Genomic DNA, 26,567 nt, shown 5'->3' on the forward strand with positions numbered 1-26,567 from the left:
CCGGCGTCAAAGCACGCGCGGCCGGATCAGTGCTTCGGGTTGCAGCGCTTCCTCGACCTGCGCAGCGGTCATCCACTCGCGCTCCAGCACGACCTCGCGGATCGACTTGCCGGTCGCGTGCGCTTCGGCCGCCACGGCGGTCGCGCGCTTGTAGCCGATGTACGGGTTCAGCGCGGTCGCGAGCGCGACCGAGCGCTCCATCGTTTCGCGCAGCCGCTCGGGGTTCGCGGTGATCCCGCTCACGCAACGCTGCGCGAGCGTCGTGCAGGCGGCCGTCAGGTGGCTGAAGCTGCGGAACAGCGCGCTGGCGATCACCGGCTCGAACGCGTTCAACTGAAGCTGCCCGGCCTCGGCCGCGAAGGTCACGGTCAGGTCGTTGCCGAACACCTCGAAGGCAACCTGGTTGACGACTTCCGGGATCACCGGATTGACCTTGCCGGGCATGATCGACGAGCCGGCCTGCACGGGCGGCAGGTTGATCTCGCCGAACCCCGCGCGCGGGCCGCTCGACAGCAGCCGCAGGTCGTTGCAGATCTTCGACAGCTTCACGGCGATCCGCTTGAGCACGCCCGACACCTGCACGAACGCGCCACAATCCTGGGTCGCTTCGATCAGGTTCGGCGCGGTGCTCAGGTCGAGCCCGGTAATGCGCCGCAGCGCCGCGAGCGCCTTCTCCGCGTACTGCGGATGCGCGGTGATCCCCGTGCCGATCGCGGTCGCGCCGAGGTTGATCTCGCGAATCAGCCAGCCGGCTTCCTGCAGGCGCGCGATGTCTTCCGTCAGCATCACCGCGTAGGTCGAGAATTCCTGGCCGAGCGTCATCGGCACCGCGTCCTGCAGCTGCGTGCGCCCGAGCTTCAGCAAGCCGGCGAACGCGTCGGCGCGCTCCGCGAACGCATCGCGCAGGCGCGCCATCGCTTCGAGCAGGTGCTCGACCGCGAAGCAGGTCGCCACGCGGATCGCGGTCGGATAAACGTCGTTGGTGCTCTGCGCGAGGTTCACGTGCTCGTTCGGATGCAGGTATTCGTACTGCCCGCGCGCGTGCCCCATGATTTCGAGCGCGCGGTTGCAGATCACCTCGTTCGCGTTCATGTTGGTCGACGTGCCGGCCCCGCCCTGGATGATGTCGACGACGAACTGGTCGTGCAGGCGCCCTTCGCGGATCTCGACGCACGCGGCGGCGATCGCATCGCGGTACGGCCGCGGCAGCAGCCCGAGCTCGCAGTTCGCGTCGGCCGCGGCCTCCTTCACTGCAGCGAGCGCCATCACGAAGTACGGCAGCGACGCGATGGTGCGGCCCGAAATGTCGAAATTCTCCTTCGCGCGCAGCGTATGGACGCCGTAGTAGGCCTCATTCGGGATGCTTCGCTTACCTAAAAGATCCGCTTCGACGCGGAAGCCGTTTTCTGTCATCGTGCCCCTCCTGGATGTCTCGTGCCGCTCGTCGTGCGCCGCTTCCCGACGCGACGGGTTCGCATTCTATGCCTTTGCAAAAACAAGCTCACTTCTGTATTATCGAAAGCGGTTTTGCGTGGCACGCAACAATGAGAATCGGATGAAAAAAGGCGCAAGGGAAACCGGCATCGATCACATGGGCGCGATGCGCGCGTTCGTCAGAGTGGTCGAAACGGGGAGTTTTTCGGCGGTCGCCAAGGAGATGCACGTGTCGACGTCCACCGTCGCACGCAAGGTCACCGCGATCGAGGAGGCGCTCGGCGTCGCGCTGCTGCACCGCTCCACGCATAGCGTGACGCTCACCGAAGCCGGCCATATCTACCTGGAACGCGCCGTCACGCTGATCGCCGATCTCGACGACACCTTGCGCGTGGTCGCCGAGCTGAATGCGCAGCCGAGCGGCCCGCTGAAGCTCACCGCGCCGGTGGCGTTCGGCCGCCGCCATCTCGCGCCGCTGGTCGCGCCGTTCCTCGCGCGCTACCCGACGATCCAGCTCGACGTGCGGCTCACCGACAACCACAACGACCTCGTGGCCGGCGGCTTCGATCTCGACATTCACGAAGGCGAGAACTACCTGGACAACCTCGTCGTCCACCGCCTGTCGCGCAACGACAGCATCCTGTGCGCGACGCCCGGCTATCTCGACCGCTGCGGGCGCCCGGTCACGCCCGACGACCTCAAGCAACACAACTGCCTGCGCTACGTGCATCCGGAAGGCGATCCGCGCTGGGATCTCGTGAACGGCGACGCGCATCACAGCGTGCTGCCGGCCGGCAACCTCGTCACCGACCATTCGGAGCTGCTGCTCGAAGCGACCTGCGCCGGGCTCGGCATCGCGGAGTTCGAGATCTGGCTGGTGCGCGACCTGCTCGCGAGCGGCCGGCTCGAAGCCGTGCTGCCGCGCTACCGGCTGCAGAACCGGCTGACGGGCGAATACATCTACATCGCGTACCTGGCGAACCGGCGCAGCTCGGCGAAGCTGCGCGTGCTGAAGGACTTTCTCGCGGAACACCTCGCGCATATCGGCGAGTTGTCGGCGCTGGAGCTGACGAAGATTCGCGGCGCGAGCGTGTAGCGCACGCGCCCTGGGTCGGGTTCGCGCCGCTGCGCACGGCCCGCGTCGCGGACCACCGGCAGCAGCGCATCCGCGCCGTTCAGGCCGATCAAGCCGCCTGCAATTCGAACGGGAACGTGGCGTGCCCGATCTCGACACCCTGCGTGTTGAGCATCCGCGGCCGATGGAAGCCGGCCAGCGGCGCGCGCTGCTCGGCCGTGCCGATCTGCAGCCGCTCGAGCAGCTCGCTGACGACCATGTAGAGCACGTCGAGATTGCCGTCCTCGATCTTCACCGAGATGCCGAGCGCGCCATCGGCGCCCAGCGCCCGCGTGCGCTCGGACGCCCGCACGCCGATCCCGTAGCACGCATCGGCGCCGAGCTTGCCGACCACCTGCCCGTCGAACGCGTTCATCAGCACCGTGCAATAGCGCCCTTCGCCGGCAACCAGCTCCGGATACGCGGTCATCGCATGATGAATGCGCGCCAGCGCGCGGACGCGATCGGTGATTGCGTCACCGCCCGCTTCCACCGTATCCGCCCCGTCGGCCAGCGACGCGTAAAGCCGCGCGAGCCGGTCCAGCGAAAACGCCGGCGTCGGCAGGTTGCACCCGTCGATGCCCCACTCGACCTCGTCGTCGCGCAGCCCGCACGCATCGGCCACCACGTGCTTCACGCGCACCTGCATCGGATGCTCGGGCAGATGGTAATCGGCGATCGCGGCGCCGATCGCCTGCGCGCCGGCCAGCATCCCGACATGCTTGCCCGAACAGTTGCTGCACACGCCGGTCGGCGTGTAGTCGCGCTTGATCCACGCGCGGTACACCGCGTCCGACAACGGCGGATGGCCGCCGCAACGCAAGTCCGATTCGTGCGCGGCGACCTTGGCGAGCATCGCGCGCGTGCGTTCGATGTGCCGGTCCTCGCTGCTGTGCGACGCGCACATCAGCGCGATATCCGCATCGTCGAAGCCGAAGCGCTCGGGCGCGCCCGTCTCGAGCACCGACAGCGCCTGCGCCGGCTTGGCCGCCGAGCGCGCGAGCGTCATCCGGAACGGATCGCCGAACCGGGCCAGCAGCCGGCCGCGTGCATCGACCACCGCCACATGGGCGACGTGCGTGTTCTCGATCGCATCGCCTCGGTACGTGACGACTGCTGCGCGTTGGGTGTCCATCTTGTGTTGTCTCCATGCTCGGGGCCAGCTTGCCGGGGCCCGTCCAACCGGTACGGCAGTGTATCGAGTCGTCGCCGCCGCGCACGGCCGGGGGATGGAAAGTGGTGTTGCACGCCACGCAAAGGCACGCCGTCCCCCACGAAAGCCTGACCAAATTAGTACAAAAACCATTCGATCGTTTACAGAATTAGTACCAATCCGTACAATTGCGATCGCAAACGCGAATCATACGCATTTACATTGACGTTTTCCGATGTTCCGTGCCGCCCGCCCGGCATCGAGAAGACGCACCTGCTCACCGAACCTTCTGCTGCCTCTCGATATGCCCGCCCAGTTCAAGACGAGGCCTCGCGCCCTCGTGTCGGCGCTGACCTGCTCCGTGTTCCTGACCCCGCTGCTCGCTTCCGCCGAAACCGCCCCTGCTCCCGCATCCGCCGCCGACCAGCCGGCCCCGTCCGCCGACGTGCAGGCGACGCTGCCGACGATCCACGTCCAGTCGACCGCGCCGTCGGACATGCAGGTGAAACGTTCGCCGTCGTACAAATTCACCGCGCCGCTGCTCGACACGCCGCGCTCGGTCACGGTGATCCCCGAGCAACTCATCAAGGAAAAGAACGTCACGTCGTTCGCGGACGCGCTGCGTTCGGTGCCGGGCATCACGTTCCTCGGCGGCGATGCGGCCGCGAACCCATCGGCCGATCGCCCGGTGATCCGCGGCTTCGAATCGCGCAACTCGATCTTCGTCGACGGGATGCGCGACTCGGGGTTGCAGAACCGCGAAACGTTCGCGGTCGAGCAGATCAGCGTGATCAAGGGCCCGGATTCGGTCTACGCGGGCCGCGGCTCGGTGGGCGGCAGCATCGACATCGTCACGAAGACGCCGAAGAACGACAACTTCATCAACAGCAGCATCGGCTTCGGCACCGACGGCTACAAGCGCGCGACGGTCGACGCGAACCACAAGATCAACGACACGACGGCCGTGCGCCTGAACGTGATGGGCCACGACGCGAACCAGGCCGGCCGCAACGACGTGTACAACAAGCGCTGGGGCGTCGCGCCGTCGATCGTGTTCGGGCTGAATACGCCGACCACGGTCACGGTCAGCTACTACCACATGAACTCGTACGACATGCCGGACTTCAGCGTGCCGTTCCGCGCGTCGGGCGGCACGCCGGTGCCGACCGATCGCGGCCAGTTCTTCGGGCTGAACACGCGCGACTACCGCTACGGGCAGACCGACACCGCCCAGGTGCGCGTCGAGCACAAGCTCAATGACGACTGGAAACTGAAGAACACGACGATGTTCGGCCGCTCGACGCTCGATTACGTGGCGACGAATCCGCAGATCCTCGCGTCGAATCCGACCATGCTGAGCCTGCAGGCGAAGAGCGGCAAGTACGCGCTCAACGGCTTCTCGAACCAGACCGAAGTGACCGGCAGCGCAAGCCTGTTCGGCATGAAGCACACGATGACGGCCGGCGTCGAGTTCAACCATGAACAGGCACGCTACGAGGGCTACCTCGTGTCGGATGCGGCCGGCAACAACATCCGCTCGGGCGGCCCGTGCTCGGTGGCCGGCAACTGCACGCCGCTCGCGGGCGGCTGGAACCCGAACATGCCGTGGACCGGCAACATCGTGCTGAACGGCGACAAGGGCTTCCCCGGTGCGACGACGAACACGCGCACCGACACGGTTTCCGCGTACCTCTTCGATACCGTGAAGCTGTCCGAGCGCTGGCAGTTCAACACGGGGCTGCGCTTCGACCGCTACGACACGACCGGCAAGCAGGCCGGCGTGGCCGACCTGTCGAACACGTCGAACCTGTTCAGCTACCAGTTCGGCCTCGTGTTCAAGCCGGTGAGCAACGTGAGCCTGTATGCGTCGTACGGCACGTCGTCGAACCCGCCGGGTTCGAACGGCGGCCTCGGCGGCGGCACCGATCAGATCACCGCGACGAACCAGGATCTCGCACCGGAGCGCTCGCGCAACATCGAGATCGGCGCGAAGTGGGACGTGCTGCAGGACCAGCTGTCGCTGACGTCGGCGCTGTTCCAGACCGAGAAGACCAACGCGCGCGTGAGCGACGGCCTCGGTCACACGGTCAACGCGGGCAAGCAGCGCGTGCGCGGCGTCGAATTCGGCTTCGCGGGCAACTTGACGCCGAAGTGGCACGTGTTCGGCGGCTACTCGTACCTGAACGCGATCACGACCGACGCCGGCCCCGGCAGCCCGGGCGCATCGGGCCTGCCGATGGTGATGGTGCCGAAGCACAACTTCACGCTGTGGACGAGCTACGACGTGATGCCGAAGCTCACGCTCGGCGCGGGTGCGACGGTGATGAGCCAGACCTATGCGTCGGTGTCGGCGACGACGAAGAAATGGACGCCCGGCTACGCACGCTTCGACGCGGCCGCGACGTGGCGCGTGAACAAGACGATGGACGTGCAGCTCAACGTGCAGAACCTGTTCGACAAGAAGTATTACTCGAGCGCGTATCCGATCTACGCGACGTGGGCGCCGGGCCGTTCGGCGATGGTCACGCTCAACTTCTATCAGTAACGCGGTTGGCGGCGGGCGGGCGCGATGCGCCCTTCCCCGCCGCGCTCACCACGGCAGCGAATACGTCTTCACGTTCGTGAAGCTCTTCATCGCTTCCTGCACGCCTTCCTTGTAGCCCAGCCCCGAATCCTTCACGCCGCCGAACGGCGTCACTTCGAGCCGGTAGCCCGGCACTTCACGCACGTTCACGCTGCCGACTTCCAGCTCGGTGATGAAACGCGTGATGTGGTCGAAGCGGTTCGTGCAGACCGACGACGACAGCGCATAGTCGGTGCTGTTCGACATCCGGATCGCGTCGTCGATGTCGCGGAAACGCATGATCGGCGACACGGGGCCGAAGGTTTCGTACTTCACGAGCGGCATGTCGGGCGTCACGCGATCGATCACCGTCGGCGAATACAGCGCACCGCTGCGCACGTTGCCGACCAGGAGCCGCGCCCCGCGCGCGATCGCATCGTTCACCTGCTGCTCGCAGAACTTCGCGGCGGCCTCGTCAATCACCGTGCCCATGTCCATCGACGGATCGGACGGATTGCCGTACGACCACGCACGCGTTTTCTCGACCACGAGTTCCGTAAAGCGATCGGCCACCGACTCGTGCACGAGCATCCGCTTGATCGCGGTGCAGCGCTGCCCCGAGTTTTTATACGAACCCGATACCGCAAGCGTGCTCGCTTCGTCGAGATCGGCATCTTCCATCACGATGATCGGATCATTGCCGCCGAGTTCGAGCACCGCGCGCCGGTAGCCCATCCGCGACGCAATCGACTTGCCGATCGATACGCCGCCCGTGAACGTGATGAGATCGATCGCCGGGTTCGTGATCAGCTCGTCGGCGATCTCCTTCGGGTCGCCGGTGAGCACCTGCAGCATCTGCGGCGGCAAACCGGCTTCGTACAGGATGTCCGCGAACAGGTAGCACGACAGCGGCACCTTCTCCGACGGCTTCACGACGATCCGGTTGTTGGTGGCCACCGACGGCACGATCTTGTGCGCGACCTGATTCATCGGGTGATTGAACGGCGTGATCGCCGAGATCACGCCGAGCAGCGGATCGCGCTGCGTGTACACGCGGCGCTTCTTGCCGTGCGGAGTCAGGTCGCACGAGAAGATCTGCCCGTCGTCCTTCAGCACTTCTGCGGCGCCGAACGTCAGCACGTCGGCCACGCGGCCGGCTTCGTATGTGGAATCCTTGATGCACAGGCCAGACTCGGCCGTGATCAACGCTGCAATCTCGACCGTGCGCGAACGCACGATGTCGGCCGCACGGCGCAGGATCGCCGCGCGATCGTGGCGCGTGAGCGTCGGCCGGTAAGCGCGTGCGACCGCGAAGGCACGCCGCACATCGTCCAGCGTCGCCTTCGGCACGGTGCCGACCAGCGCGCCGTCGTACGGGTTGCGCACGTCGATGACCGCGTCGCGCCACACGCGCTGCCCGTCGATGCGCAGCGCTTCGTGCCGCACGTCGGATGCGGGAATCGGCTTCAGGACCGTGCTCATGTCGTCTCCGTCTTGGTGTAGCGTGACCGGGGTCACGCTTCCGGTTAGCGCACCACCACCAGCCCTTCGTATTCGAGGCAGCGGCACAGCGTCGCCCAGGCCGGCGTATCGGGCCATTCACGCGCGCGGGCATCGATGCGGATCGGCCGCCCGAATTCGCGCGACGCGCACGCCAGCAGCGTGTGCGCGATGCCGCTGCGCCGATACGCGGGTTCGACGTACAGCCGCGTGAGCGACGGCGATCGCACGGCACCGCCACTGTCGTCGTCGATACCGAGTTCGCCGATCGCCTCGTCGTCGCGATACGCGACCGCCGTCGCACGTGCGTCGTCGAACACGATGCGGATCACGCGCTCGCAGCGATCCCTGAACACGACGACGTGCATGGCGCGGCTCTCCTTGGCATCACGTTGCAGGCGAACGCGATGCGCGCACGCCTCCCTGCGCCCGCGAACCGGGGACTAATCCGGATCGTCCAGCGGCGACGGTTTGAGTATCGTCTTGCCACGTCGGCGCGCAGTAGTGCCAGACGACACCTTTCATTGAGTCCACATCCGTGGCGCGGCGCGCGTATTCTCGCGACATCGCGCCCCTCGCGGGCCGCACGCACGCCACGCGCACCGCCTCGCGTTTCCCGTACCGATCACAGGAGGAAGCATGCCGAGTCGTACCCCGACCGCCTTATGGGCCCAGCAGTTCCGGCGGTCGTCGGCGTCGAGCCTGCAGGACCAGATCCGGCGGATGCTCGTGGCCGCGATCCTCGACGGCCAGCTCGCGCCCGATGCCGCGCTGCCGTCGAGCCGCGAGCTCGCCGACCAGCTCGGCGTCGCGCGCAACACCGTCGTGCTCGCGTACCAGATGCTCGTCGAAGAGGGCTACCTGATCTCGCGCGAACGCAGCGGGCACTTCGTGAACCCGAAGATGCTCGAGGGCGTGCCCGGCTTCGCGACCGCCAAGCCCGCCGTGCAGCCCGGCGGCGACGACGACACGCCGGGCCGCCCCGCTTGGGACAAGCGCATCGCGCATCCGCCGTCGAGGCAGCGCAACATCGTGAAGCCCGCGAACTGGCAGCATTACGAATATCCGTTCATCTACGGGCAATTCGACCAGTCGCTGTTTCCGACCAACGACTGGCGCGAATGCTGCCTGAAGGCGCTGTCGGTGATGGAGATCCGCAACTGGGCGCCCGACCTGATCGAGCGCGACGACGAATCGCTGATCCAGCAGATCCGCACGCGCGTGCTGCCGCGGCGCGGCGTGTTCGCGATGCCCGACGAGATCGTCGTCACGAACGGCTGCCAGCAGGCGCTGTACCTGATCGCGGACCTGCTGTGCGGCAAGCACTCGACGGTCGGCTTCGAGAACCCCGGCTATCCGGACGCGCGCAACATCTTCGAGAACCGCAACGCGCGGCTGCTGCCGCTGCCCGTCGACGGCCACGGGATCGCACCCGGCGCGCTCGGCGCGACGCTCTCGCGCTGCGACTACGTGTACGTGACGCCGAGCCACCAGTGCCCGACCACCGCGACGATGCCGGTCGAACGCCGCCGCGCGCTGCTCGATTGCGCGCAGCAGCATGACTTCGTGATCATCGAGGACGACTACGAGAGCGAGAACACGTTCTCCGGCACGCCGCATCCGGCATTGAAGAGCCTCGACACGGCCGACCGCGTGATCTACGTCGGCAGCCTGTCGAAGACATTCGCGCCGGGGCTGCGGCTCGGCTACGTGGTCGGGCCGCGCGAGCTGATCCGCGAACTGCGCGCGCTGCGGCGGCTGATGGTGCGCCACCCGGTTGCGTATATCCAGCGCGCGTTCGCGACCTTTCTCGCGCTCGGTCATCACGACGCATTGCTGCGTCGGCTCGCGCATGCATACAGCGAGCGCTCGCAGGCACTGATGGCCGCGCTCGATGCGCACTTGCCGGAAGCGCGCTACGTGCCGGTGACGGGCGGCGCGTCGTGCTGGGTCGAGGGCCCGCCGTGGCTGGATGCGACGCGCCTCGCCGCCGATGCACAGGAAGCCCGCATCCTGATCGAGCCGGGCAGCGTGTTCTTCATGAACGATGAAGGCGACGCGCGGCGCTGCTTCCGGATGGGGTTTTCCGCGATCCCGCTCGAACGGATCGAGCCGGGTGTGCGGGCGCTCGCGCAATGCGTGCGTTCGCAACGACCGGGGGCCTGACCGGCGGCGAAAAGGCGACGTGCGCCGGCGCGGCGTAGTCATCTGGAAGCACGCATGTTTTGCGCGCTGCAGCTGGAAAACCCGTTTCAATGATCGGCCGTGTTCACCCTGCGGGGTGACTCGCGGCCGCACCCTTGCGGATCATCTTTCCGGGTATCGGTGAACCGCAGGTGTGAACGCAAAATGTATCGATTCGACCGGCGTGTGATTTTCCTCTGCGTCATCGGACACCACGTGCGTCAGCCGCACTCACATGCCGCTGCCGCGCGACTTCAACACACCATCGCCGGGATTCATCCCGTTTCGATTCGTTTAGTAAATCCAATAAAAACATTACAACTCTCCAAATCCGATTGACAACGGATTCGTCCAAATCCTAGTGTTACGACGCTGAAAGACGGCAACAAGCGACGACGCAGCAACGGTTCGATCGATTGGATTGCCAACGAAAAAAATGCGTGGACAACCGGAGGGGCGATCATGATTCGATTCACGACGCTCGCGGCAATCCTGGCCGCGGCGTGCGCATTGAGCGGGTGCGGAGGCGGTGACGGCAGCGACGGAACCGCGGCGTCGGTATTGGCGGCACGTCCGTCGGACGCCGCGGCCGATACGACCAATCTCGATGACAACCGCAACCTGTCGTTGACACAGTACGTCGATCCGCTGATCGGCACGCTCGCGAGCAATTCGCCGAACCCGGTGCCGGCGGGACAGGCCGGCAGCGTCGAACCGGCCGCCGGCCTGCCGTCGGGCATGGTGCAGTGGGCGCCCGACACCAACACCACGCCGGCGCCGAGCAACAGCCAGGAGCCGAACTCGCCCGCCGGCTACTACTACGACATCCATTCGATCCAGGGCTTCAGCCTGACGCACATGCCGGGCGCCGGCTGCAGCGGCAACAACGGCGAATTTCCTGTCATGCCGACCACCGACCCGACGCAGCTCTCGCCAACCTTCAGTCATGCGAATGAAACGGCCAGGCCCGGCTACTATTCCGTGCTGCTCGACTCGCAGATCAAGGTGGAGCTGACCGCCACGCTGCGCACCGGCTTCGGCCAGTTCGCGTACCCGGCCGGCAAACCCGCGCTGCTGGTACTCGACGCGACCCGCACCAACACCAAGACCTCGACCACCGGCGCCATTACGCAGGTGTCCGACAGCGCCATCTCCGGCAGCACGATCGGCGGCGGTTTCTGCGGCAACTCGGTGCCGGTACCCGTCTACTTCTACGCCGCCTTCGACCAGGCTTTTACGTCGGCGTCGATTACGCACGGCGTGGCCCAACTGGGTTTCCGCCCGGGCCAGACGGTCAGGATGAAGATCGGCCTCTCCTACGTCAGCGTCGCCAACGCGAAAGCCAACCTCGACGCGGAAAATCGCGGCTGGGACTTCGCGGGTGTCCGCGCGCAGGCCGACCGCATCTGGAACGACCGCCTCAACAGCATCCGCGTGGCGGGCGGCACGCTCGACGCGAAGAAGAAGTTCTACACGGCGCTCTATCACGCGCTCTGGGCACCGAGCATCTTCAGTGACGTGAATGGCCAGTACATCGGTTTCGACAACACCGTGCACCAGGTCGCCAAGGGCCAGCAGGCCCAGTATTCGTCGTTCTCGGGTTGGGACATCTACCGCTCGCTGATCCAGCTGAAGTCGATCCTCAACCCGTCCGAGACCAGCGACATGATCCAGTCGCTGATCAACGACGCGGACCAGTGCGGCGCGATTCCGCACTGGGTCAACGACAACGTCGAGGACGGCGTGATGCCGGGTGACGCCGGTTCGCTGATCGTCTCGAACGCGTATGCGTTCGGCGCGCGGCGCTTCGATACGCGGTCCGCGCTGCAGCACATGGTGAAGATGGCGAACATCCCCGGCACGGCCTGCAACAACGTGACCACCAACGGCGGCCGCGCGAGCTACCTGCAGACCGGCTACATCACCAACGGCGAGTGGGGACAGGCTTCGTCCACGCTCGAATATACGAGCAGCGATTTCGCGATCTCGCGCTTCGCCGGAGCACTCGGCGATACCGCCACGCAGCGCATGCAGCTGAGCCGCTCGGCTTACTGGCAGAACCTGCTCAACACCACGCTGACGCCGCCGCTGATCGCGGCGCGCCAGTCGAACGGCGCGTGGATACCCGAGACGCCGAGCAGTGGCGACAACTACGTGGAAGGCAATGCCGAGCAGTACACGTGGATGGTGCCGTACAACGGCGCCGGCCTGTTCGCACAGCTGGGCGGCAATGCGGCGGTGACGTCGCGGCTCGACCAGTTCTTCACGGTGCTCAATGCCGGCCTGAGCCTGCCCAACTTCTACATGGGCAACGAGCCGACCTTCGAGGTGCCCTGGCTCTACAACTGGGCCGGGCAGCCGTCGGGCACGCAGCGCGTGGTGCAGCAGATCCTCGCCAGCGCGTTCGGCACCGGCCCCGACGGCTTGCCGGGCAACGACGACCTCGGCGCCGTGTCGGGCTGGTATGTGTGGGGTGCGCTGGGCCTGTATCCGCAGATCCCCGGCGTCGCGGGCCTGGCGATCGGCAGCCCGCAGTTCCCGCAGATCGATGTGCGACTCGGCAACGGCCGCACGTGGCGGATTCGTGCCGAAGGCGCGCCCGCGTCCAGCTATGTGCAGTCGCTGTCGATCAACGGTCGCGCCCACGATGTGCCATGGGTCGCCTACGACGACATCGCGAACGGCGCGACGCTGCACTTCGCGATGGGCAGCGCGCCGTCGCAATGGGGCAGCCGGAAGCAGCCGCCGTCGTTCGGCGTGCCGGTGGCGATCAACGCGGTCGACAGCTACAACAATCGAGGCTTCAGCGCGGACGGCGCGACCAATGCCGACGGCCAGGGCGCGGACTTCGACGGCAGCCTGTTCAGCTACTCGCTGAATGCGCTGGCAGCGGCGGGCGTGCAGCCCGGCAAGCCGTTCGCGGTGGCCGGCGCGAGCGTCGCGGTGGCGGGTGGGCCGCTCTCGCTCGACAACACCGTGACCGTCGGCCAGACCGTGATGCTGCCGCCGGGATCGGCCGGCACCGGCGTGGTGGTGCTCGGCTCGGCCAACAATGGCCCGAGCAGCGGCACGGCGCAGCTGAATTTCGCCGACGGTTCGAGTCAGGCCGTTACGCTGGCGTTCGACGACTGGACGCTGAACGGCGGCAGCGCGCACGCGAGCGCGACGGTCGCCGTCACGATGGCGTACCGCAATTCGGGCAGCGGCCAGCAGGACAACGTCAAGACCTATATCTTCGCGCAGAAGATTCCGGTGCCGCCCGGCAAGGTGGTGACGAGCATCGTGCTGCCGCGCCAGGTGAGCGCCGGCAAGATGCATGTGTTCGGGATCGGGATGGCGGCTTCCTGATGCCCGCCTGACCGTCGGGGATGCATCGGGCCTTCCGATGTATCCCCTCGCCGGCCGGCGCTGCTGCCGTGCGGTTCCCGCCCGCCGTGACTCATCGCGCAACAGCGACGGATTCGCGATACTCCCCTGCGGCCGATCTTTTTACCCATTGCTCCGCACCGATGCTTTCCGTCGATGCGCGTCAACGAACCCGCCGTCGGGCAGCCACCGGGCGCCGGTAGCCGGGCGCACCGGCCCGGCTTCTCCCGCTGGCCCAAGCGAATCCCCCCCACTGGCGCTACCGCCAAAAACGAGCGCTCACTAACGTGTCGATACCGCGTACCGCATGCGCGCCAGCGCCTTGCGCACCGTTCACCATTCGACAGGAGACACGTTATGGCAGATACGCTCACCGGCCCCGTCACGGCCGCCACGCTCGCGGCCTTTTCCGACGCCTTCAACCGGCATGACGCCAATGCGTTGATGGGCTTCATGACCGAGGACTGCGTGTTCGACGCGGCCGGCGGCCCCGACATCCACGGCACGCGCTTCGTCGGCCGCGACGCGGTACGCGCCGCGTTCGAAGCCGTGTTCAAGACCTTCCCCGACGCGCACTGGGGCCACGGCCGCCACACCGTCGCCGGCGAGCGCGGCGTCTCCGAATGGGTGTTCATGGGCACGCACGCCGAAGGCTGGCGCATCGAGGCCGAAGGCTGCGACCTGTTCGAATTCCGCGACGGACTGATCGCCGTCAAGCGTGCCTTCCGCAAGGAACGGCCGAAGCAGCCGACCTGAGCGCAGCGGCCGGGCCACCGTGCCCGGCGCGCATTTTGAAACGAATCGATTCATTTCATTCCACATTCCCCGGCAGCGGGCGGAATGACTTGACCGGCCTTCCCCAGCAAATAGCATCTGGAACAAGACGTTCCGTTAATTGAAAAATCGGAGACAACCCATGAGCGAACAATCCACTTCCCTGCGTGCATCGGCGAACGGTCCGCAGGACATGACGCCGTCCGAAGCCTTCGTCGAGACCCTCGCGGCCAATGGCGTGACCGACATGTTCGGCATCATGGGCTCCGCGTTCATGGATGCGATGGACATCTTCGCGCCGGCCGGCATCCGCCTGATCCCGGTCGTGCACGAACAGGGCGCGGGCCACATGGCCGACGGCTATGCGCGCGTGTCGGGCCGCCACGGCGTCGTGATCGGCCAGAACGGCCCCGGCATCAGCAACTGCGTGACGGCGATCGCGGCCGCGTACTGGGCGCACAGCCCGGTCGTGATCGTCACGCCGGAAGCCGGCACGATGGGCATCGGCCTCGGCGGCTTCCAGGAAGCGAACCAGCTGCCGATGTTCCAGGAGTTCACGAAATACCAGGGCCACGTCACGCACCCGGCGCGGATGGCCGAATTCACCGCGCGCTGCTTCGACCGCGCGCAGGCCGAGATGGGCCCGACCCAGCTGAACATCCCGCGCGACTACTTCTACGGCAAGGTCAAGGTCGAGATTCCGCAACCGCGCCGGCTCGATCGCGGCGCCGGCGGCGAACAGAGCCTGGACGACGCAGCGGCACTGATCGCGCAGGCGAAATTCCCGGTGATCATCTCGGGCGGCGGCGTCGTGATGGCCGACGCAATCGAGGAATGCAAGGCGCTCGCCGAACGGCTCGGCGCGCCGGTCGTCAACAGCTACCTGCACAACGACTCGTTCCCGGCGAACCACCCGCTGTGGTGCGGCCCGCTCGGCTACCAGGGCTCGAAGGCGGCGATGAAGCTGCTGTCGCGCGCGGACGTCGTGATCGCGCTCGGCTCGCGCCTCGGGCCGTTCGGCACGCTGCCGCAGCACGGGATGGACTACTGGCCGAAGGACGCGAAGATCATCCAGATCGACGCCGATCACAAGATGCTCGGCCTCGTGAAGAAGATCTCGGTCGGCATCTGCGGCGACGCGAAGGCCGCGGCGGTCGCGCTCACGCAACGCCTCGAAGGTCGCACGCTCGCGTGCGACGGCTCGCGCGGCGAGCGCGCCGACCAGATCGCGACCGAGAAGGCCGCGTGGGAAAAGGAACTCGACGACTGGACGCACGAGCGCGACGCGTACAGCCTCGACATGATCGAGGAGCAGAAGCACGAGAAGCCGTTCAGCGGCGGCCAGTACCTGCATCCGCGCCAGGTGCTGCGCGAGCTCGAGAAGGCGATGCCCGAGGACGTGATGGTGTCGACCGACATCGGCAACATCAACTCGGTCGCGAACAGCTACCTGCGCTTCAACAAGCCGCGCAGCTTCTTCGCGGCGATGAGCTGGGGCAACTGCGGCTATGCGTTCCCGACGATCATCGGCGCGAAGGTCGCCGCGCCGCACCGCCCGGCCGTGTCGTATGCGGGCGACGGCGCGTGGGGCATGAGCCTGATGGAAACGATGACCTGCGTGCGCCACAACATCCCGGTCACGGCCGTCGTGTTCCACAACCGCCAGTGGGGCGCGGAGAAGAAGAACCAGGTCGACTTCTACAACCGCCGCTTCGTCGCCGGTGAACTCGACAACCAGAGCTTCGCGGCGATCGCGCGTGCGATGGGTGCGGAAGGGATCACGGTCGACCGCCTCGAGGATGTCGGCCCGGCGCTCAAGCGCGCGATCGACATGCAGATGAACGAAGGCAAGACGACGATCATCGAGATCATGTGCACGCGCGAACTCGGCGATCCGTTCCGTCGCGACGCGCTGTCGAAGCCGGTGCGCATGCTCGACAAGTACAAGGACTACGTGTAACGCCGCGTCGCCGACGCAACCCGTTGCCGGCCGCGCGCTCCTCTCGCGCGGCCGGCCCTCCGGCCGGACGCCGTGCCCCGTGCGGGCCGCCGCATCCGGCCGTTTTTTCTTTTCTTACCCGAGCGAACGATGAAAGCCCTCGACCGCATTCTCGACGCCGCGCGCCGCCAGCCGATGCGCATCGCACTGTGTGAAGCCGACGATCCGCGTGTGCTGCAGGCCGCCGCGCGCGCGACGCGCGACGGCATCGCCCGCATCGTGCTCGTCGGCAACCGCGCGGCGATCCACGCGGCGGCCGCGCGCGACGCGATCGATCTCGACGGCATGACGCTCGTCGATCCGGCCACCGCCACGCAACGCGATGCCTATGCCGACACGCTGCACGCGCTGCGCAAGAGCAAGGGCATGACGGCCGATGCCGCACGCGACGCGGTGCTCGACCCGCTCTGCCACGCGAACCTGATGGTGCGGCTCGGCGACGCGGACGGCTCGGTCGCGGGCGCCGTGCATGCGACGGCCGACGTCGTGCGCGCGGCAATCCAGCTGATCGGCGTCGATCCGGCGTTCCGGATCGTGTCGAGCTTCTTCCTGATGATGCTGTGCGAGCCGTTTCACACGATCAAGGGCGGGCTGATCTTCTCCGACTGCGCGCTGGTCGTCGATCCGGACGCCAGTCAGCTCGCCGAGATCGCGATGGCCGCCGCCGACAGCGCGCACGCGCTGCTCGGCGAGGCGCCGCGCGTCGCGATGCTGTCGTTCTCGACGAGCGGCAGCGCGCATCACGCGGCGGTCGACAAGGTGACGGCCGCGACCGCGCACGTGCGCGAACTCCGCCCCACCCTCGCGATCGACGGCGACGTACAGCTCGACGCGGCGATCGTCGCGGAAATCGCCGAGCGCAAGATCGCGCATTCGCAGGTGGGCGGCCACGCGAACGTGCTCGTGTTCCCGAGCCTCGAAGCCGGCAACATCGGCTACAAGCTCGCCGAACGGATCGGCCGCGCGAAGGCCGTCGGCCCGCTGCTGCAAGGGCTGCGCCGCCCCGCGAACGACCTGTCGCGCGGCTGCAGCGCCGACGACGTGTATCACGTGATCGCGGCGACCACCGTGCAGGCGCAGGCGGCCGCGCAACGCGCCGCAACCGGCGAGGCCGCACACGCATGACCGCCGACAAACTGGCGATCCTGATCGCGGTGATCGGCGCCGGCAGCTATTTCCAGACCGTCACCGGGTTCGGGCTCGGGATGATCGTGATGGGCGCGACGAGCGGCTTCGGGCTCGCGCCGCTCGCCACCGTCGCCACGCTGATGAGCGTCGTGTCGCTCGCGAACGGCGCAACCGCACTGCCCGGCCGGCTGCATCACATCGACTGGCGCGCGGTCGGCGCGGCGACGCTCGGCATCCTGCCGTCGGTCGTCGCGGGCGTGCTGCTGCTCGAATGCCTGAGCCGCTCGGCGGCCGACCTGCTGCAACTGATCCTCGGCGCGGTCGTGCTGTACGGCGGCCTGAGCGCGGCGCTGCGGCCGACGCCGCTCACCGAGCGCTCGGACAACCGCAGCTTCTTCGTCAGCGGCCTGTTCGGCGGCTTGCTGAGCGGGATGTTCGGCGTGTCGGGGCCGCCGCTGATCTTCCAGTTCTACCGGCAGCCGTTGACGCTCGTGCAGATCCGCTGCGCGCTGATCGTGCTGTTCACGACAACCTCGGCCACGCGCGTGCTGTACAGCGCATGCGAAGGCCAGCTCGATCGCGACATCTGGCTGCTGGCCGCGATCGCGACGCCGGTCGTGATGCTGACGACGGTGGCCGCGCGCCAGTACCCGCCGCCGCTGTCGCCGGTCGCGCTGCGTCGGCTTGCGTTCGGCGTGCTGATGGCGATCGGCATCGGGCTGATCGCGACGTCACTGCCGCCGCTGCTGCATCGCGCTTGATGTCTCGCGGCACGCGCCGCGTCGAACCGCCCTGTTCCCGGCGATCGATTCGGACTCGACGCATCCGCGTCGAATGCAGTCGCCCGTGTCACCGACGCGCGCCGATCCATCCGGCGATTTCGACGAGCCGCTTCATGTCGAGCGCCGACGCAAGATCGATCGCCAGCCGGTGCCGGTAGTACGGGCCAAGATCGAGCCCGACGCCCAACCCGAGCACTTCGACGCGGCCCGCCGACTCCTGGCGCGCAACCACCTGCTTCAGATGGTTGTCGAGGTAGAACGGATCGTTCGCGAGCGCCGTCGCGCCGTCCATCGGGCTGCCGTCCGAGATCACGACGAGGATCTTGCGTGCCTCCGGCCGCGCCGCGAGCCGCGCGCACGCCCATTCGACCGCTTCGCCGTCCACACCTTCGCGGAACAGATCAGCCTTGAACAGCGCGGCAATGCCCGTGCGCGCATGGCGCCAGCGGGTATCCGCGTCCTTGAACACCAGGTGGCCGGTTTCGTTGAGCCGGCCCGGATGCCGCGGCTTGCCGCGCGCGAGCCAGTCCTGCCGGGCACGGCCGCCGTTCCATGAGAGCGTCGTGAAGCCGAGCACTTCGGTTGCGAGACCGGCGGCATCGCCCGCGCGGGCCAGCGTGTCGACCATCAGCGCGACGCCGTCGATCCACGTCTTCATCGACCCGGAGCAGTCGATCAGGAACGCGAGCGCGCAGTCGGCATGCGGCCGCACGCGTTCGAGCCGGAACAGCCGACGTTCGGCCGGCGAGCTGACGAGTTGCGCGAGCCGGCGGCCGTCGAGGCGGCCCTGCTCCTCACCGAACGACCAGCCGTCGGCCTGCGGCACGACGAGCGCCGCGCGCAGCACACGCGCGAGCCGCGTGACGTTGATCCGCTGCGCGGCGACCTGGGCGTCGAGCCGGTCGCGATACTCGCGCAGCAGTGCCGCGCGGATCTGCGCGGCCGGTCGAAGCTCGCGGTCGTAGCGTGTCGTGTACGCACGATAGACGGCGTCGCCGCCCTGCAGCACGACGCTGTCGCCGGTCTCCACGAGTGCCGGCATATCGATGCCCGTCTCGTCGAAATCGACCCACAGCGAGAAATTCGTCAGTGCATCGTCCTGCTCGCGTGCGTCTTCCGTCTCCGTCTCCACGACGGCTGCACGCGCGTCGCGGATCATCGCCGCAATGCACTTCGCGAGCGCCAGCGCGTGTTCCGCGAAGGCGCGCTGATCGTGCCGGCACCGCTTGAGCCCGGCAAGCTGCACGCCGATCTCGGGCACGATCGCCGCACGCGACGCTTCGATCAGGTCTTCCGTCTCTTCGAGCACGGGCCAGCCCGTCAGCCGCGACCACGCGATCTGCGCGACCGTGTACACGAGAATCCCGACATGCGTATCGGCCTGCCCCGACCGGTGAAACGCGCGTGACCAGGTCTCGAAGCGATGACGCAGGTTCTGAACGACACCGCGCATGGCAGGCGGCGCGAGCGACTCGCAGCGCAGTTGCTCGAGCATCTCGAACAGCACGCGTTCGACCGGATCGTCGCCGGACAGCGCGCGATGCAGGTCCGCATCGGAATGCAGGATGCGCAGCGCGGCACCGTCGGCCGCGCCGCGCCATGACGCGAGATCGTCGTCGGCGGCCTGCGCGCGCAGGTGCGGCGCATGGATCGGCAACGGCCGCAAGTCGCGGCACACGCGGCCCGCGCGGTAATGCAGCGCCGCGTCACGCGTCAGCGCGCGTACCGTCGACGCACCCAGCGCTTCGCGCGCCGACGCGCGGCGCGCGGCGTCTCGATCAGCGCTCACCGCCCTGCCCCCGGCTCGCCGCCGCCGACACGCGACGCAACCGCCAGCTCCTCGCCGAAACAGCGCTGGTAATACTCGGCGACGACCGGCCGCTCCGCGTCGTCGCACTTGTTCAGGAACGTGAGCCGGAACGCGAGCGCCGGATCGCGGAAGATCTGGCAGTTCTCGGCCCAGTTGATCACCGTGCGTGGCGACATCAGCGTCGACAGGTCGCCGGTCGCGAAGCCGTTGCGCGTCAGCTCCGCGAGGCTCACCATCGATTCGAGCAGCGGGCGGCCGGCTTCGTCCGCGAGTTCCGGCACGCGCGCACGGACGATGCCGATCTCCTCGTCGCGCGGCAGGTAGTCGAGCGTCGCGACCACGTTCCAGCGGTCCATCTGCGCGTGGTTGAGCATCTGCGTGCCGTGATAGAGCCCATTCAGGTTGCCGAGCCCGACCGTGTTCGCGGTCGCGAACAGCCGGAACGACGGATGCGGGTGAATCACGCGGTTCTGGTCGAGCAGCGTGAACTTGCCGTCGCGCTCCAGAATCCGCTGGATCACGAACATCACGTCGGGCCGCCCCGCGTCGTATTCATCGAAAATCAGCGCGACCGGGCGCTGCAATGCCCACGGCACGATCCCTTCCTGGAATTCGGTCACCTGCACGTCGTCGCGCACGACGATCGCATCCTTGCCGACGAGGTCGAGCCGGCTGATGTGGCCGTCGAGGTTCACGCGCACGCACGGCCAGTTCAGCCGTGCCGCGACCTGTTCGATATGCGTCGACTTGCCGGTGCCGTGCATCCCCTGCACGAGCACGCGGCGGTTGCGTGCGAAGCCCGCGAGGATCGCGAGCGTGACGTCCGGGTTGAACCGGTATGCATCGTCGATATCGGGTACGTGATCGTCGCGCGTGCTGAACGCGGGCACCATCAGGTCCGAATCGAACCCGAACCGTTCGCGGACCGACACCATGCAGTCCGGCTTGTTCGCCACCCCATCCATTGCGTTGCGCTCCTGTCGTTGCTGTCCGCGCGGGCGTCGATCTTCGCGCCCGCGCCGGTCGCGTTTATGGAACGATTCGTTCCATCGCTGAAAATGCGTGCCGGGTTGCCGCGCCCACTGCCCCACGCGGCCGGCCAGCCGGGCCGTTCGGTACAATGGCCGCCATCCAGTTTTCGGAATGCCTGCCATGCTGCCCGCGGATACGCCCACGCTGCGCGCCTTCGCGCTGCTCGAACATCTCGTCCAGGCCGGCGACGCCGTGTCGCTCGCCGATCTCGTGCGTGAAGTCGATATCCCGAAGGCGTCGCTGCACCGGATGCTCGCGTCGCTCGAAGCCGGCGGCCTCGTGATCCGCGAGCCGGGTCGCAAGAACGCGTATGCGATCGGCCCGCGCCTCGCGCGGCTCGGCACCGGCGTGATGCTGCATACGGGCGCGCGCCGGCTGCGCCACGCGATCCTCGAACGGCTCGTCGCCGATCTCGGCGAAACCTGCAACCTCACCGCGCTGCACGACACGGAAGTCGTCTATCTCGATCGCGTCGAAGCCGACTGGCCGCTGCGGCTCGACCTGAAGCCCGGCTCGCGCGTGCCCGCGCATTGCAGCGCCAGCGGCAAGCTGCTGCTCGCGCTGCTGCCGCGCGACGAACGCGCCGCGCTGGTGCGCGCACTGGCGCTGCCGCGCTACACGCCGAACACGATCTCGGACCCCGAACTGCTCGAAGCCGAACTCGACCGCACCGCTCACAAGGGCGTCGCGATCGACAACGAGGAATTCGTCGCGGGCATCGTGTGCATCGCGGCGCCGATCGTCGGCGACGACGGCGCGTGCATCGCCGCGGTCGCCGTGCATGCACCCGTGTCGCGCGCACCGCTGTCGCAGTTGCTCGACCACGTGCCGCGTTTGCAGGAAGCGGCGCGCGCGCTCGCGGAAACGTTCTAGCTCCCGCACCGCGTGGCGGCGCACGCGCAACGTCATGACGCGCGCTGGTAGTAGAGGTTCTGCGGATGCCGCGCATCTGCGAAGAAGAACCAGCGTTCCGCGACCAGCCCCGCGTACTGGATCACGAACGCCGCGCCGAGCGCGACGGCGGCCGCGACCGACGTCGGCGCGAGCGCGCCCGCGCCGGTCAGCACGAACGGCACCGCGAATGCGCCGATCAGGAAGCCGGCCTTCACCGCGCGCAACGTACCGTTGCCCTGCCCGTGAAAGAACTCCCGCGTATTGAACGCGCTGGCCGTGAAGCCGCGCGACTTCTGCTCCACCTTGTCGCTGCGGATCCCGGTCGCACTCTGCACGGTCGACTTCGGCCGCAGCCGCGCATTGCGTGCGAGCGACGCGAGCCGCGCCACGCCGCCCGCGAGCGTCAGCACGCAGGCGGCTACCGCAAGCCGGCCGACCAGCGACGGCGCGAGCCACGCGGCGCACGCCGTCGCCAGCGTGCAGCCCGACGCGCAGCCGAGCAGCACGAAGTTCACGAGCGTCAGCGGGCTCGCCCATTCCTGCAGGAAGCGCAGGCACGCGTAGATCATCGCGGTGCACACGAACAGCGCGACGCTTGCAAGCGCGCCCATCGCGCCGATCAGCAACGTGCCGGGCCAGCCGAACAGGTGCGCTGCGCCATACGCGAACGCGCACGCGAGAAACACCGGCAGCGCGATGCATTCGCGTGACAGCCACGACGTGCGCCACATCGCGATCGCGCGCCACGCGCGTTCGGGGTGGCCGAGATGGAAGAACGACGCCAGCAGGCCGAGTGCGCCGAGCGCGACCGACAGCGCGGCGCCCGTCACGTAGAACGACGCGGCAATATCGACGCCTGCCGCGCGCGCCAGTGCCTCGACGATCACGAGTGTCAGCAACAGGCCCTGTGCCGCACCGCACAGGGTGGTGAGGAAAACGACCGAAAAGGCTGGGCGCATGGGGACTCCGTTTTTTCGACTATGAGTAAGGGGCTGCGCGTTCAGCGCTGAGTCGCAAGCGACACGAGATCGATGTCGCCGCGTGCCGCGCGAGCTTCGAACGACGCGTCCTCGTCACGGCCGTTCGATGCGCTGCCGCACCCGCCGCTACTCCCGCACCCGCACGATGCTTCGGTCTTCACGCGCGGCAGGTAATGGTTCGACGGCCGCGTGCCCCATTCGGGCATCAGCTGATAGCCGCCGCGTTCGCGGATCGCGCGCGACACGTCCGACTCCGGATCGTGCACGTCGCCGAACAGCCGCGCCGACGTCGGGCACGCGAGCACACAGGCCGGCTTGCGGTCGCGTTCGGGCAGCGCTTCGTTGTCGATGCGATCCGCGCAGAGCGTGCACTTCGTCATCTCCTTGCGGCCTTCGTCGAGCTCGCGCGCGCCGTACGGGCACGCCCACGCGCAGTACTTGCAGCCGATGCACTTGTCGTAGTCGACCAGCACGATCCCGTCCGACTTGCGCTTGTAGCTCGCGCCGGTCGGGCATACCGGCACGCACGGCGGATCCTCGCAATGCAGGCACGACTTCGGAAAGTGAATCGTGTCGGTCATCGGGAACACGCCCGCTTCGTAGGTCTGCACGCGGTTGAAGAACGTGCCGGACGGATCGTCGTCATACGGGCGCATATCCGCGAGACTGCCGGCTTCGCCCGACGTGTTCCATTCCTTGCAGCTCGTCACGCAGGCATGGCAGCCGACGCACACGTTCAGGTCGATGACGAGGGCCATCTGGGTCATGGTGGTGCTCCTTCGATCAGCGATCTTCAGACTTCGGGCCGGCGGACGCCGCGCGCCGCAACCGCGCGGCGAATGCGCCGGTTCCCGCGAAATACGCCTGCACGCGCTGCAGCACGCGCGGCGTGCCCGGCAGCGCCGGCATCGGCGCGAACTGCGGCAAGGTCGTGGCCGCATCGGCTTCGGCCGGATAGATCCGCACCTGCACGTCGTACCAGCCGGCCTGCCCCGTGATCGGATCGGAGTTCGACATCCGCGCACCGCCGCGCGCCGCATCCGGCAGCTCGTCGGTGATCACGTGGTTCAACAGGAAGCCGCGCTGCGACTCGCCCGCCTGCGGCCCCAGGTTCCACGCGCCGGCCGCCTTGCCGATCGCGTTCCAGGTCCATACGGTGCCGGGCTCGACCGCCTCGCTGTAGCGCGCGCGGCAACGCACCTTGCCCCATGGCGATTCGACGTAGATCCACGCGCCGTCGTCGATCTGCTGCGCGGCGGCCGTGACCGGGTTCACGAACAGGTGATTCTCGCCATGGATCTGCCGTAGCCACGCGTTCTGCGAATCCCACGAGTGGTACATCGCCATCGGCCGCTGCGTGATCGCCGCGAGCGGATAGCGGCCCGCATCGGTCAGCCCGCTTTCGAGCGACCGATGCCAGAACGGCAGCGGATCGAAATAGCGCGCGATGCGCTCGCGCAGATGGTCGGGCGGCTGGCGGCCCGACGTGCGGCCCTGCGCGGCGAGCCGGAATTTCTGCATCACGTCCGAGTAGAGCTGGATCACGATCGGCACGCCGAACTTGCGCATCCCGTTGTCGACCGCCCACTGCATGTACGGGCCGTTGCAGTTGCGCATGTACTGCAGCGGCTCCGGCAGCCGGTAGTGGTACACGCAGTTGTTCTCCGCGTAGCGCTTCCACTGGTCGGGGTTCGGTTCGCCGACGACGGCCTTGTCACCCTCCTTGCCGCGCCAGCCGATCAGGAAGCCGGTGCCGGAATCGGGCGCGGTCTGGAAATTGATGACGAAATCCGGATAGTCGCGATACTTGCGTTGCCCGTCCGCGGTCGTGAAGGCCGGAAACTTCAGCCGGCTCGCAAGCTCGATCAGCACTTCCTGGAACGGCTTGCATTCGCCGGTCGGCGGCACGACCGGCACCCGCACCGAGTCGACCGGCCCGTCGAATTCGGAGATCGGCCGGTCGAGCACCGACATCACGTCGTGCCGCTCGAGGTAGGTGGTGTCGGGCAGGATCAGGTCGGCGAACGCCGTCATCTCCGACGCGAACGCATCGCACACGACGAGGAACGGGATCCGGTATTCGCCGTCGTCGCGCTTGTCGACCAGCATCTTGCGCACTTCCGTCGTGTTCATCGACGAATTCCACGCCATGTTGGCCATGAAGATCAGCAGCGTGTCGATCGGATAGGGATCGCCGCGCCACGCATTGGTGATCACCGAATGCATGAGCCCGTGCACCGCGAGCGGGTATTCCCACGAGAACGCCTTGTCGAGCCGCGCGGGCGTGCCGTCCGGATGGACGAACAAGTCCTCGGGGCCCGCGGGCCAGCCGAGCGGGCCGGTGGCGAGCGGCGTGTTCGGCTTGATCTGGGCCGGGTCGTTCGGCGGTTTCGCCGATGGCGGCACCGCGCGCGGATACGGCGCCTTGTGCCGGAAGCCGCCCGGCCGGTCGATCGTGCCGAGCAGCGACATCAGCACGGCAAGCGCGCGGATCGTCTGGAAGCCGTTCGAATGCGCGGCGAGCCCGCGCATCGCATGGAACGCGATCGGCACGCCCTTCACCGATTCGTGCTCCTTGCCCCACGAATCCGTCCAGCGCACCGGCAGCGCGATCGCGTGGTCGCGCGCGACCGTCTCCATCTCGCGCGCCAGGCGTCGGATCGTGTCGGCCGCGATGCCGGTGATGTCGGCCGCCCATTCGGGCGTGCATTCGGCCACCTGCTCACGCAGCAGCGTGAACGACGGCGCGACGGGCGTGCCGTCGTCGAGCGTATAGCGGCCGTCGAGTGCAGGCTCGGCGCCTTCCGTGTGATGCAGCACCGCGCGGTTCGTCTTCGTGTCCCACCACATCCGGTTCTGCGGATACAGCGCGTTGACCTCCGGCGCGCCGGCGTCGCGCACGAACAGCCCGAACGTGTCGGCGCCATCGCGTTGGTCGACCAGCTCGGCCGCGTTCGTGAAGCGCGACACGAATTCGAGGTCGAACGCGTCGCGCGCGATCAGCTCGTGCATCAGCGCCATGAACAGCGCGCCATCGGTGCCAGGGCGAATCGGAATCCATTCGTCGGCGATCGCCGCGTAGCCGGTGCGCACCGGATTGATCGCGATGAAGCGGCCGCCCGCCCGCTTGAACTTGCCGAGCGCGATCTTCAGCGGATTCGAATGGTGGTCCTCCGCGGTGCCGATCATGAAGAACAGCTTCGCGTTGTCGAGATCGGGCCCGCCGAATTCCCAGAACGAGCCGCCGATCGTGTAGATCATCCCGGCCGCCATGTTCGCCGAGCAGAACCCGCCATGCGCCGCATAGTTCGGCGTACCGAACTGTTTTGCAAACAGGCCGGTGAGCGCCTGCATCTGGTCACGGCCGGTGAACAGCGCGAAGCGCTTCGGGTCGGTGGCGCGCAGGTGCGCGAGCCGCTTTTCGAGCACGTCGAACGCGACCTCCCACGACACCGGCTCGAACTGCGCGTCGCCGCGCTCGGCGCCCGGCTTGCGCATCAGCGGCTGCGTGAGCCGTGCGGGCGAATACTGCTTCATGATGCCGGACGAACCTTTCGCGCAGATGACGCCCTGGTTCAGCGGATGCGCGGGATTGCCGTCGATATAGCGCACCTCGCCGTCGCGCAGGTGCACGCGGATGCCGCAGCGGCACGCACACATGTAGCACGTCGTCGTCTTGATCTCGGCCTGCTCGTCCCGCTCGCGTGCCCGATGTTCCATCGTCTGTCCTCGTTCGCGGATTCGCGGATGAGGGTGCGCCCGGCGGGGCGCACCCGTGAATCGGTTCATCCATGCTATGCCGGCACGCGGCCGACATAAAGTCGCATCCTCTGATCGGTGCTATCGGTCGGCCC

The 26,567-nt window shown here is 67.5% G+C and carries 18 protein-coding genes; 9 read left to right on the forward strand and 9 right to left on the reverse strand.

The features are described from left to right. Window positions 1-6: 6 nt before the first annotated feature. Entirely contained in the window at window positions 7-1,413 is a 1,407-nt protein-coding gene (locus G3N98_RS11590) for an aspartate ammonia-lyase (protein ID WP_175238387.1), read from the reverse strand. A 142-nt stretch (window positions 1,414-1,555) separates the two neighbouring features. On the opposite strand from G3N98_RS11590, the gene G3N98_RS11595 reads away from it, so the two are divergent. Further along, window positions 1,556-2,530: a LysR family transcriptional regulator gene (locus G3N98_RS11595; RefSeq protein WP_089474592.1), complete on the forward strand. Its 975-nt coding sequence runs from the start codon at window positions 1,556-1,558 to the stop codon at window positions 2,528-2,530. A gap of 88 nt (window positions 2,531-2,618) precedes the next feature. Here the strand turns inward: G3N98_RS11595 and G3N98_RS11600 are convergent, their stop codons facing one another. Then, the gene (locus tag G3N98_RS11600) at window positions 2,619-3,683 is read right to left on the reverse strand and encodes an asparaginase (RefSeq protein ID WP_206148255.1); all 1,065 of its coding nucleotides are present in this window, start codon (window positions 3,681-3,683) and stop codon (window positions 2,619-2,621) included. Between the two features lie 322 nt (window positions 3,684-4,005). Between G3N98_RS11600 and G3N98_RS11605 the strand changes: the two genes are divergently transcribed. After that, on the forward strand, window positions 4,006-6,246 hold the full coding sequence (locus G3N98_RS11605; RefSeq protein WP_206148256.1) for a TonB-dependent receptor: 2,241 nt from the start codon (window positions 4,006-4,008) through the stop codon (window positions 6,244-6,246). Window positions 6,247-6,291: 45 nt separating this feature from the next. On the opposite strand, the gene phnY is transcribed toward G3N98_RS11605, so the two are convergent. Next, on the reverse strand, window positions 6,292-7,746 hold the full coding sequence (gene phnY / locus G3N98_RS11610) for a phosphonoacetaldehyde dehydrogenase (protein WP_206148257.1): 1,455 nt from the start codon (window positions 7,744-7,746) through the stop codon (window positions 6,292-6,294). Between the two features lie 44 nt (window positions 7,747-7,790). Then, window positions 7,791-8,132 (reverse strand): GNAT family N-acetyltransferase, encoded by a 342-nt coding sequence (locus G3N98_RS11615; protein WP_175238391.1) that lies wholly within the window; start codon window positions 8,130-8,132, stop codon window positions 7,791-7,793. A gap of 271 nt (window positions 8,133-8,403) precedes the next feature. Between G3N98_RS11615 and G3N98_RS11620 the strand changes: the two genes are divergently transcribed. The 6 genes from G3N98_RS11620 (at window position 8,404) to G3N98_RS11645 (ending at window position 17,976) form a co-directional block, all read left to right on the forward strand. Further along, window positions 8,404-9,930 carry a PLP-dependent aminotransferase family protein gene (locus G3N98_RS11620; protein ID WP_206148258.1) on the forward strand — a complete coding sequence of 509 codons (1,527 nt, stop codon included), beginning with the start codon at window positions 8,404-8,406 and terminating at the stop codon, window positions 9,928-9,930. A 480-nt stretch (window positions 9,931-10,410) separates the two neighbouring features. Continuing rightward, entirely contained in the window at window positions 10,411-13,296 is a 2,886-nt protein-coding gene (locus tag G3N98_RS11625) for a GH92 family glycosyl hydrolase (RefSeq protein ID WP_241025868.1), read from the forward strand. Window positions 13,297-13,671: 375 nt separating this feature from the next. Next, window positions 13,672-14,070 (forward strand): nuclear transport factor 2 family protein, encoded by a 399-nt coding sequence (locus G3N98_RS11630; protein WP_206148259.1) that lies wholly within the window; start codon window positions 13,672-13,674, stop codon window positions 14,068-14,070. Between the two features lie 160 nt (window positions 14,071-14,230). Beyond that, the gene (xsc, locus tag G3N98_RS11635) at window positions 14,231-16,048 is read left to right on the forward strand and encodes a sulfoacetaldehyde acetyltransferase (protein ID WP_089427823.1); all 1,818 of its coding nucleotides are present in this window, start codon (window positions 14,231-14,233) and stop codon (window positions 16,046-16,048) included. Window positions 16,049-16,177: 129 nt separating this feature from the next. Next, window positions 16,178-17,212, forward strand: a complete 1,035-nt coding sequence (gene pta / locus G3N98_RS11640; RefSeq protein WP_089474582.1) for a phosphate acetyltransferase — start codon at window positions 16,178-16,180, stop codon at window positions 17,210-17,212. Continuing rightward, window positions 17,209-17,976 (forward strand): sulfite exporter TauE/SafE family protein, encoded by a 768-nt coding sequence (locus G3N98_RS11645; RefSeq protein ID WP_089427825.1) that lies wholly within the window; start codon window positions 17,209-17,211, stop codon window positions 17,974-17,976. The genes pta and G3N98_RS11645 overlap by 4 nt, the downstream gene beginning before the upstream one ends. Before the next feature lie 88 nt (window positions 17,977-18,064). Here G3N98_RS11645 and G3N98_RS11650 read toward each other — a convergent pair whose 3' ends face one another. Then, window positions 18,065-19,786, reverse strand: a complete 1,722-nt coding sequence (locus G3N98_RS11650; RefSeq protein WP_206148260.1) for a cobalt chelatase — start codon at window positions 19,784-19,786, stop codon at window positions 18,065-18,067. Further along, a complete protein-coding gene (locus G3N98_RS11655) occupies window positions 19,783-20,772 on the reverse strand; it encodes an AAA family ATPase (RefSeq protein ID WP_206148261.1) in 990 nt (329 codons plus the stop codon). Before G3N98_RS11655 ends, G3N98_RS11650 begins: the two co-directional genes overlap by 4 nt. A 187-nt stretch (window positions 20,773-20,959) precedes the next feature. Here G3N98_RS11655 and G3N98_RS11660 point away from each other — a divergent pair, with 187 nt between their 5' ends. Then, window positions 20,960-21,712: an IclR family transcriptional regulator gene (locus G3N98_RS11660; RefSeq protein ID WP_206148262.1), complete on the forward strand. Its 753-nt coding sequence runs from the start codon at window positions 20,960-20,962 to the stop codon at window positions 21,710-21,712. Between the two features lie 32 nt (window positions 21,713-21,744). Here G3N98_RS11660 and G3N98_RS11665 read toward each other — a convergent pair whose 3' ends face one another. Genes G3N98_RS11665 through G3N98_RS11675 form a run of 3 tightly spaced genes read right to left on the reverse strand, consistent with a single transcriptional unit; the run spans window position 21,745 to window position 26,433 of the window. Next, complete coding sequence (locus G3N98_RS11665) at window positions 21,745-22,692, reverse strand: DmsC/YnfH family molybdoenzyme membrane anchor subunit (RefSeq protein WP_206148263.1); 948 nt, start codon at window positions 22,690-22,692, stop codon at window positions 21,745-21,747. Between the two features lie 41 nt (window positions 22,693-22,733). Next, the gene (locus G3N98_RS11670; RefSeq protein WP_206148264.1) at window positions 22,734-23,480 is read right to left on the reverse strand and encodes a 4Fe-4S dicluster domain-containing protein; all 747 of its coding nucleotides are present in this window, start codon (window positions 23,478-23,480) and stop codon (window positions 22,734-22,736) included. 16 nt (window positions 23,481-23,496) lie between these two features. Continuing rightward, on the reverse strand, window positions 23,497-26,433 hold the full coding sequence (locus tag G3N98_RS11675) for a molybdopterin oxidoreductase family protein (protein WP_206148265.1): 2,937 nt from the start codon (window positions 26,431-26,433) through the stop codon (window positions 23,497-23,499). Between the last annotated feature and the right edge of the window lie 134 nt (window positions 26,434-26,567).

Source organism: Burkholderia sp. Tr-20390 (assembly GCF_017104595.1).
Lineage (GTDB): Bacteria > Pseudomonadota > Gammaproteobacteria > Burkholderiales > Burkholderiaceae > Burkholderia.

What these genes read in the sequence shown, in the direction of transcription:
- G3N98_RS11670 (WP_206148264.1), bottom strand. Translation starts at nt 23,480, where the DNA reads ATGACCCAGATGGCCCTCGTCATCGACCTGAACGTGTGCGTCGGCTGC.
- G3N98_RS11600 (WP_206148255.1), bottom strand. Translation starts at nt 3,683, where the DNA reads ATGGACACCCAACGCGCAGCAGTCGTCACGTACCGAGGCGATGCGATC.
- G3N98_RS11665 (WP_206148263.1), bottom strand. Translation starts at nt 22,692, where the DNA reads ATGCGCCCAGCCTTTTCGGTCGTTTTCCTCACCACCCTGTGCGGTGCG.
- G3N98_RS11605 (WP_206148256.1), top strand. Translation starts at nt 4,006, where the DNA reads ATGCCCGCCCAGTTCAAGACGAGGCCTCGCGCCCTCGTGTCGGCGCTG.
- G3N98_RS11625 (WP_241025868.1), top strand. Translation starts at nt 10,411, where the DNA reads ATGATTCGATTCACGACGCTCGCGGCAATCCTGGCCGCGGCGTGCGCA.
- G3N98_RS11660 (WP_206148262.1), top strand. Translation starts at nt 20,960, where the DNA reads ATGCTGCCCGCGGATACGCCCACGCTGCGCGCCTTCGCGCTGCTCGAA.
- phnY (WP_206148257.1), bottom strand. Translation starts at nt 7,746, where the DNA reads ATGAGCACGGTCCTGAAGCCGATTCCCGCATCCGACGTGCGGCACGAA.
- G3N98_RS11655 (WP_206148261.1), bottom strand. Translation starts at nt 20,772, where the DNA reads ATGGATGGGGTGGCGAACAAGCCGGACTGCATGGTGTCGGTCCGCGAA.
- pta (WP_089474582.1), top strand. Translation starts at nt 16,178, where the DNA reads ATGAAAGCCCTCGACCGCATTCTCGACGCCGCGCGCCGCCAGCCGATG.
- G3N98_RS11595 (WP_089474592.1), top strand. Translation starts at nt 1,556, where the DNA reads ATGAAAAAAGGCGCAAGGGAAACCGGCATCGATCACATGGGCGCGATG.
- G3N98_RS11645 (WP_089427825.1), top strand. Translation starts at nt 17,209, where the DNA reads ATGACCGCCGACAAACTGGCGATCCTGATCGCGGTGATCGGCGCCGGC.
- xsc (WP_089427823.1), top strand. Translation starts at nt 14,231, where the DNA reads ATGAGCGAACAATCCACTTCCCTGCGTGCATCGGCGAACGGTCCGCAG.
- G3N98_RS11590 (WP_175238387.1), bottom strand. Translation starts at nt 1,413, where the DNA reads ATGACAGAAAACGGCTTCCGCGTCGAAGCGGATCTTTTAGGTAAGCGA.
- G3N98_RS11630 (WP_206148259.1), top strand. Translation starts at nt 13,672, where the DNA reads ATGGCAGATACGCTCACCGGCCCCGTCACGGCCGCCACGCTCGCGGCC.
- G3N98_RS11620 (WP_206148258.1), top strand. Translation starts at nt 8,404, where the DNA reads ATGCCGAGTCGTACCCCGACCGCCTTATGGGCCCAGCAGTTCCGGCGG.
- G3N98_RS11675 (WP_206148265.1), bottom strand. Translation starts at nt 26,433, where the DNA reads ATGGAACATCGGGCACGCGAGCGGGACGAGCAGGCCGAGATCAAGACG.
- G3N98_RS11615 (WP_175238391.1), bottom strand. Translation starts at nt 8,132, where the DNA reads ATGCACGTCGTCGTGTTCAGGGATCGCTGCGAGCGCGTGATCCGCATC.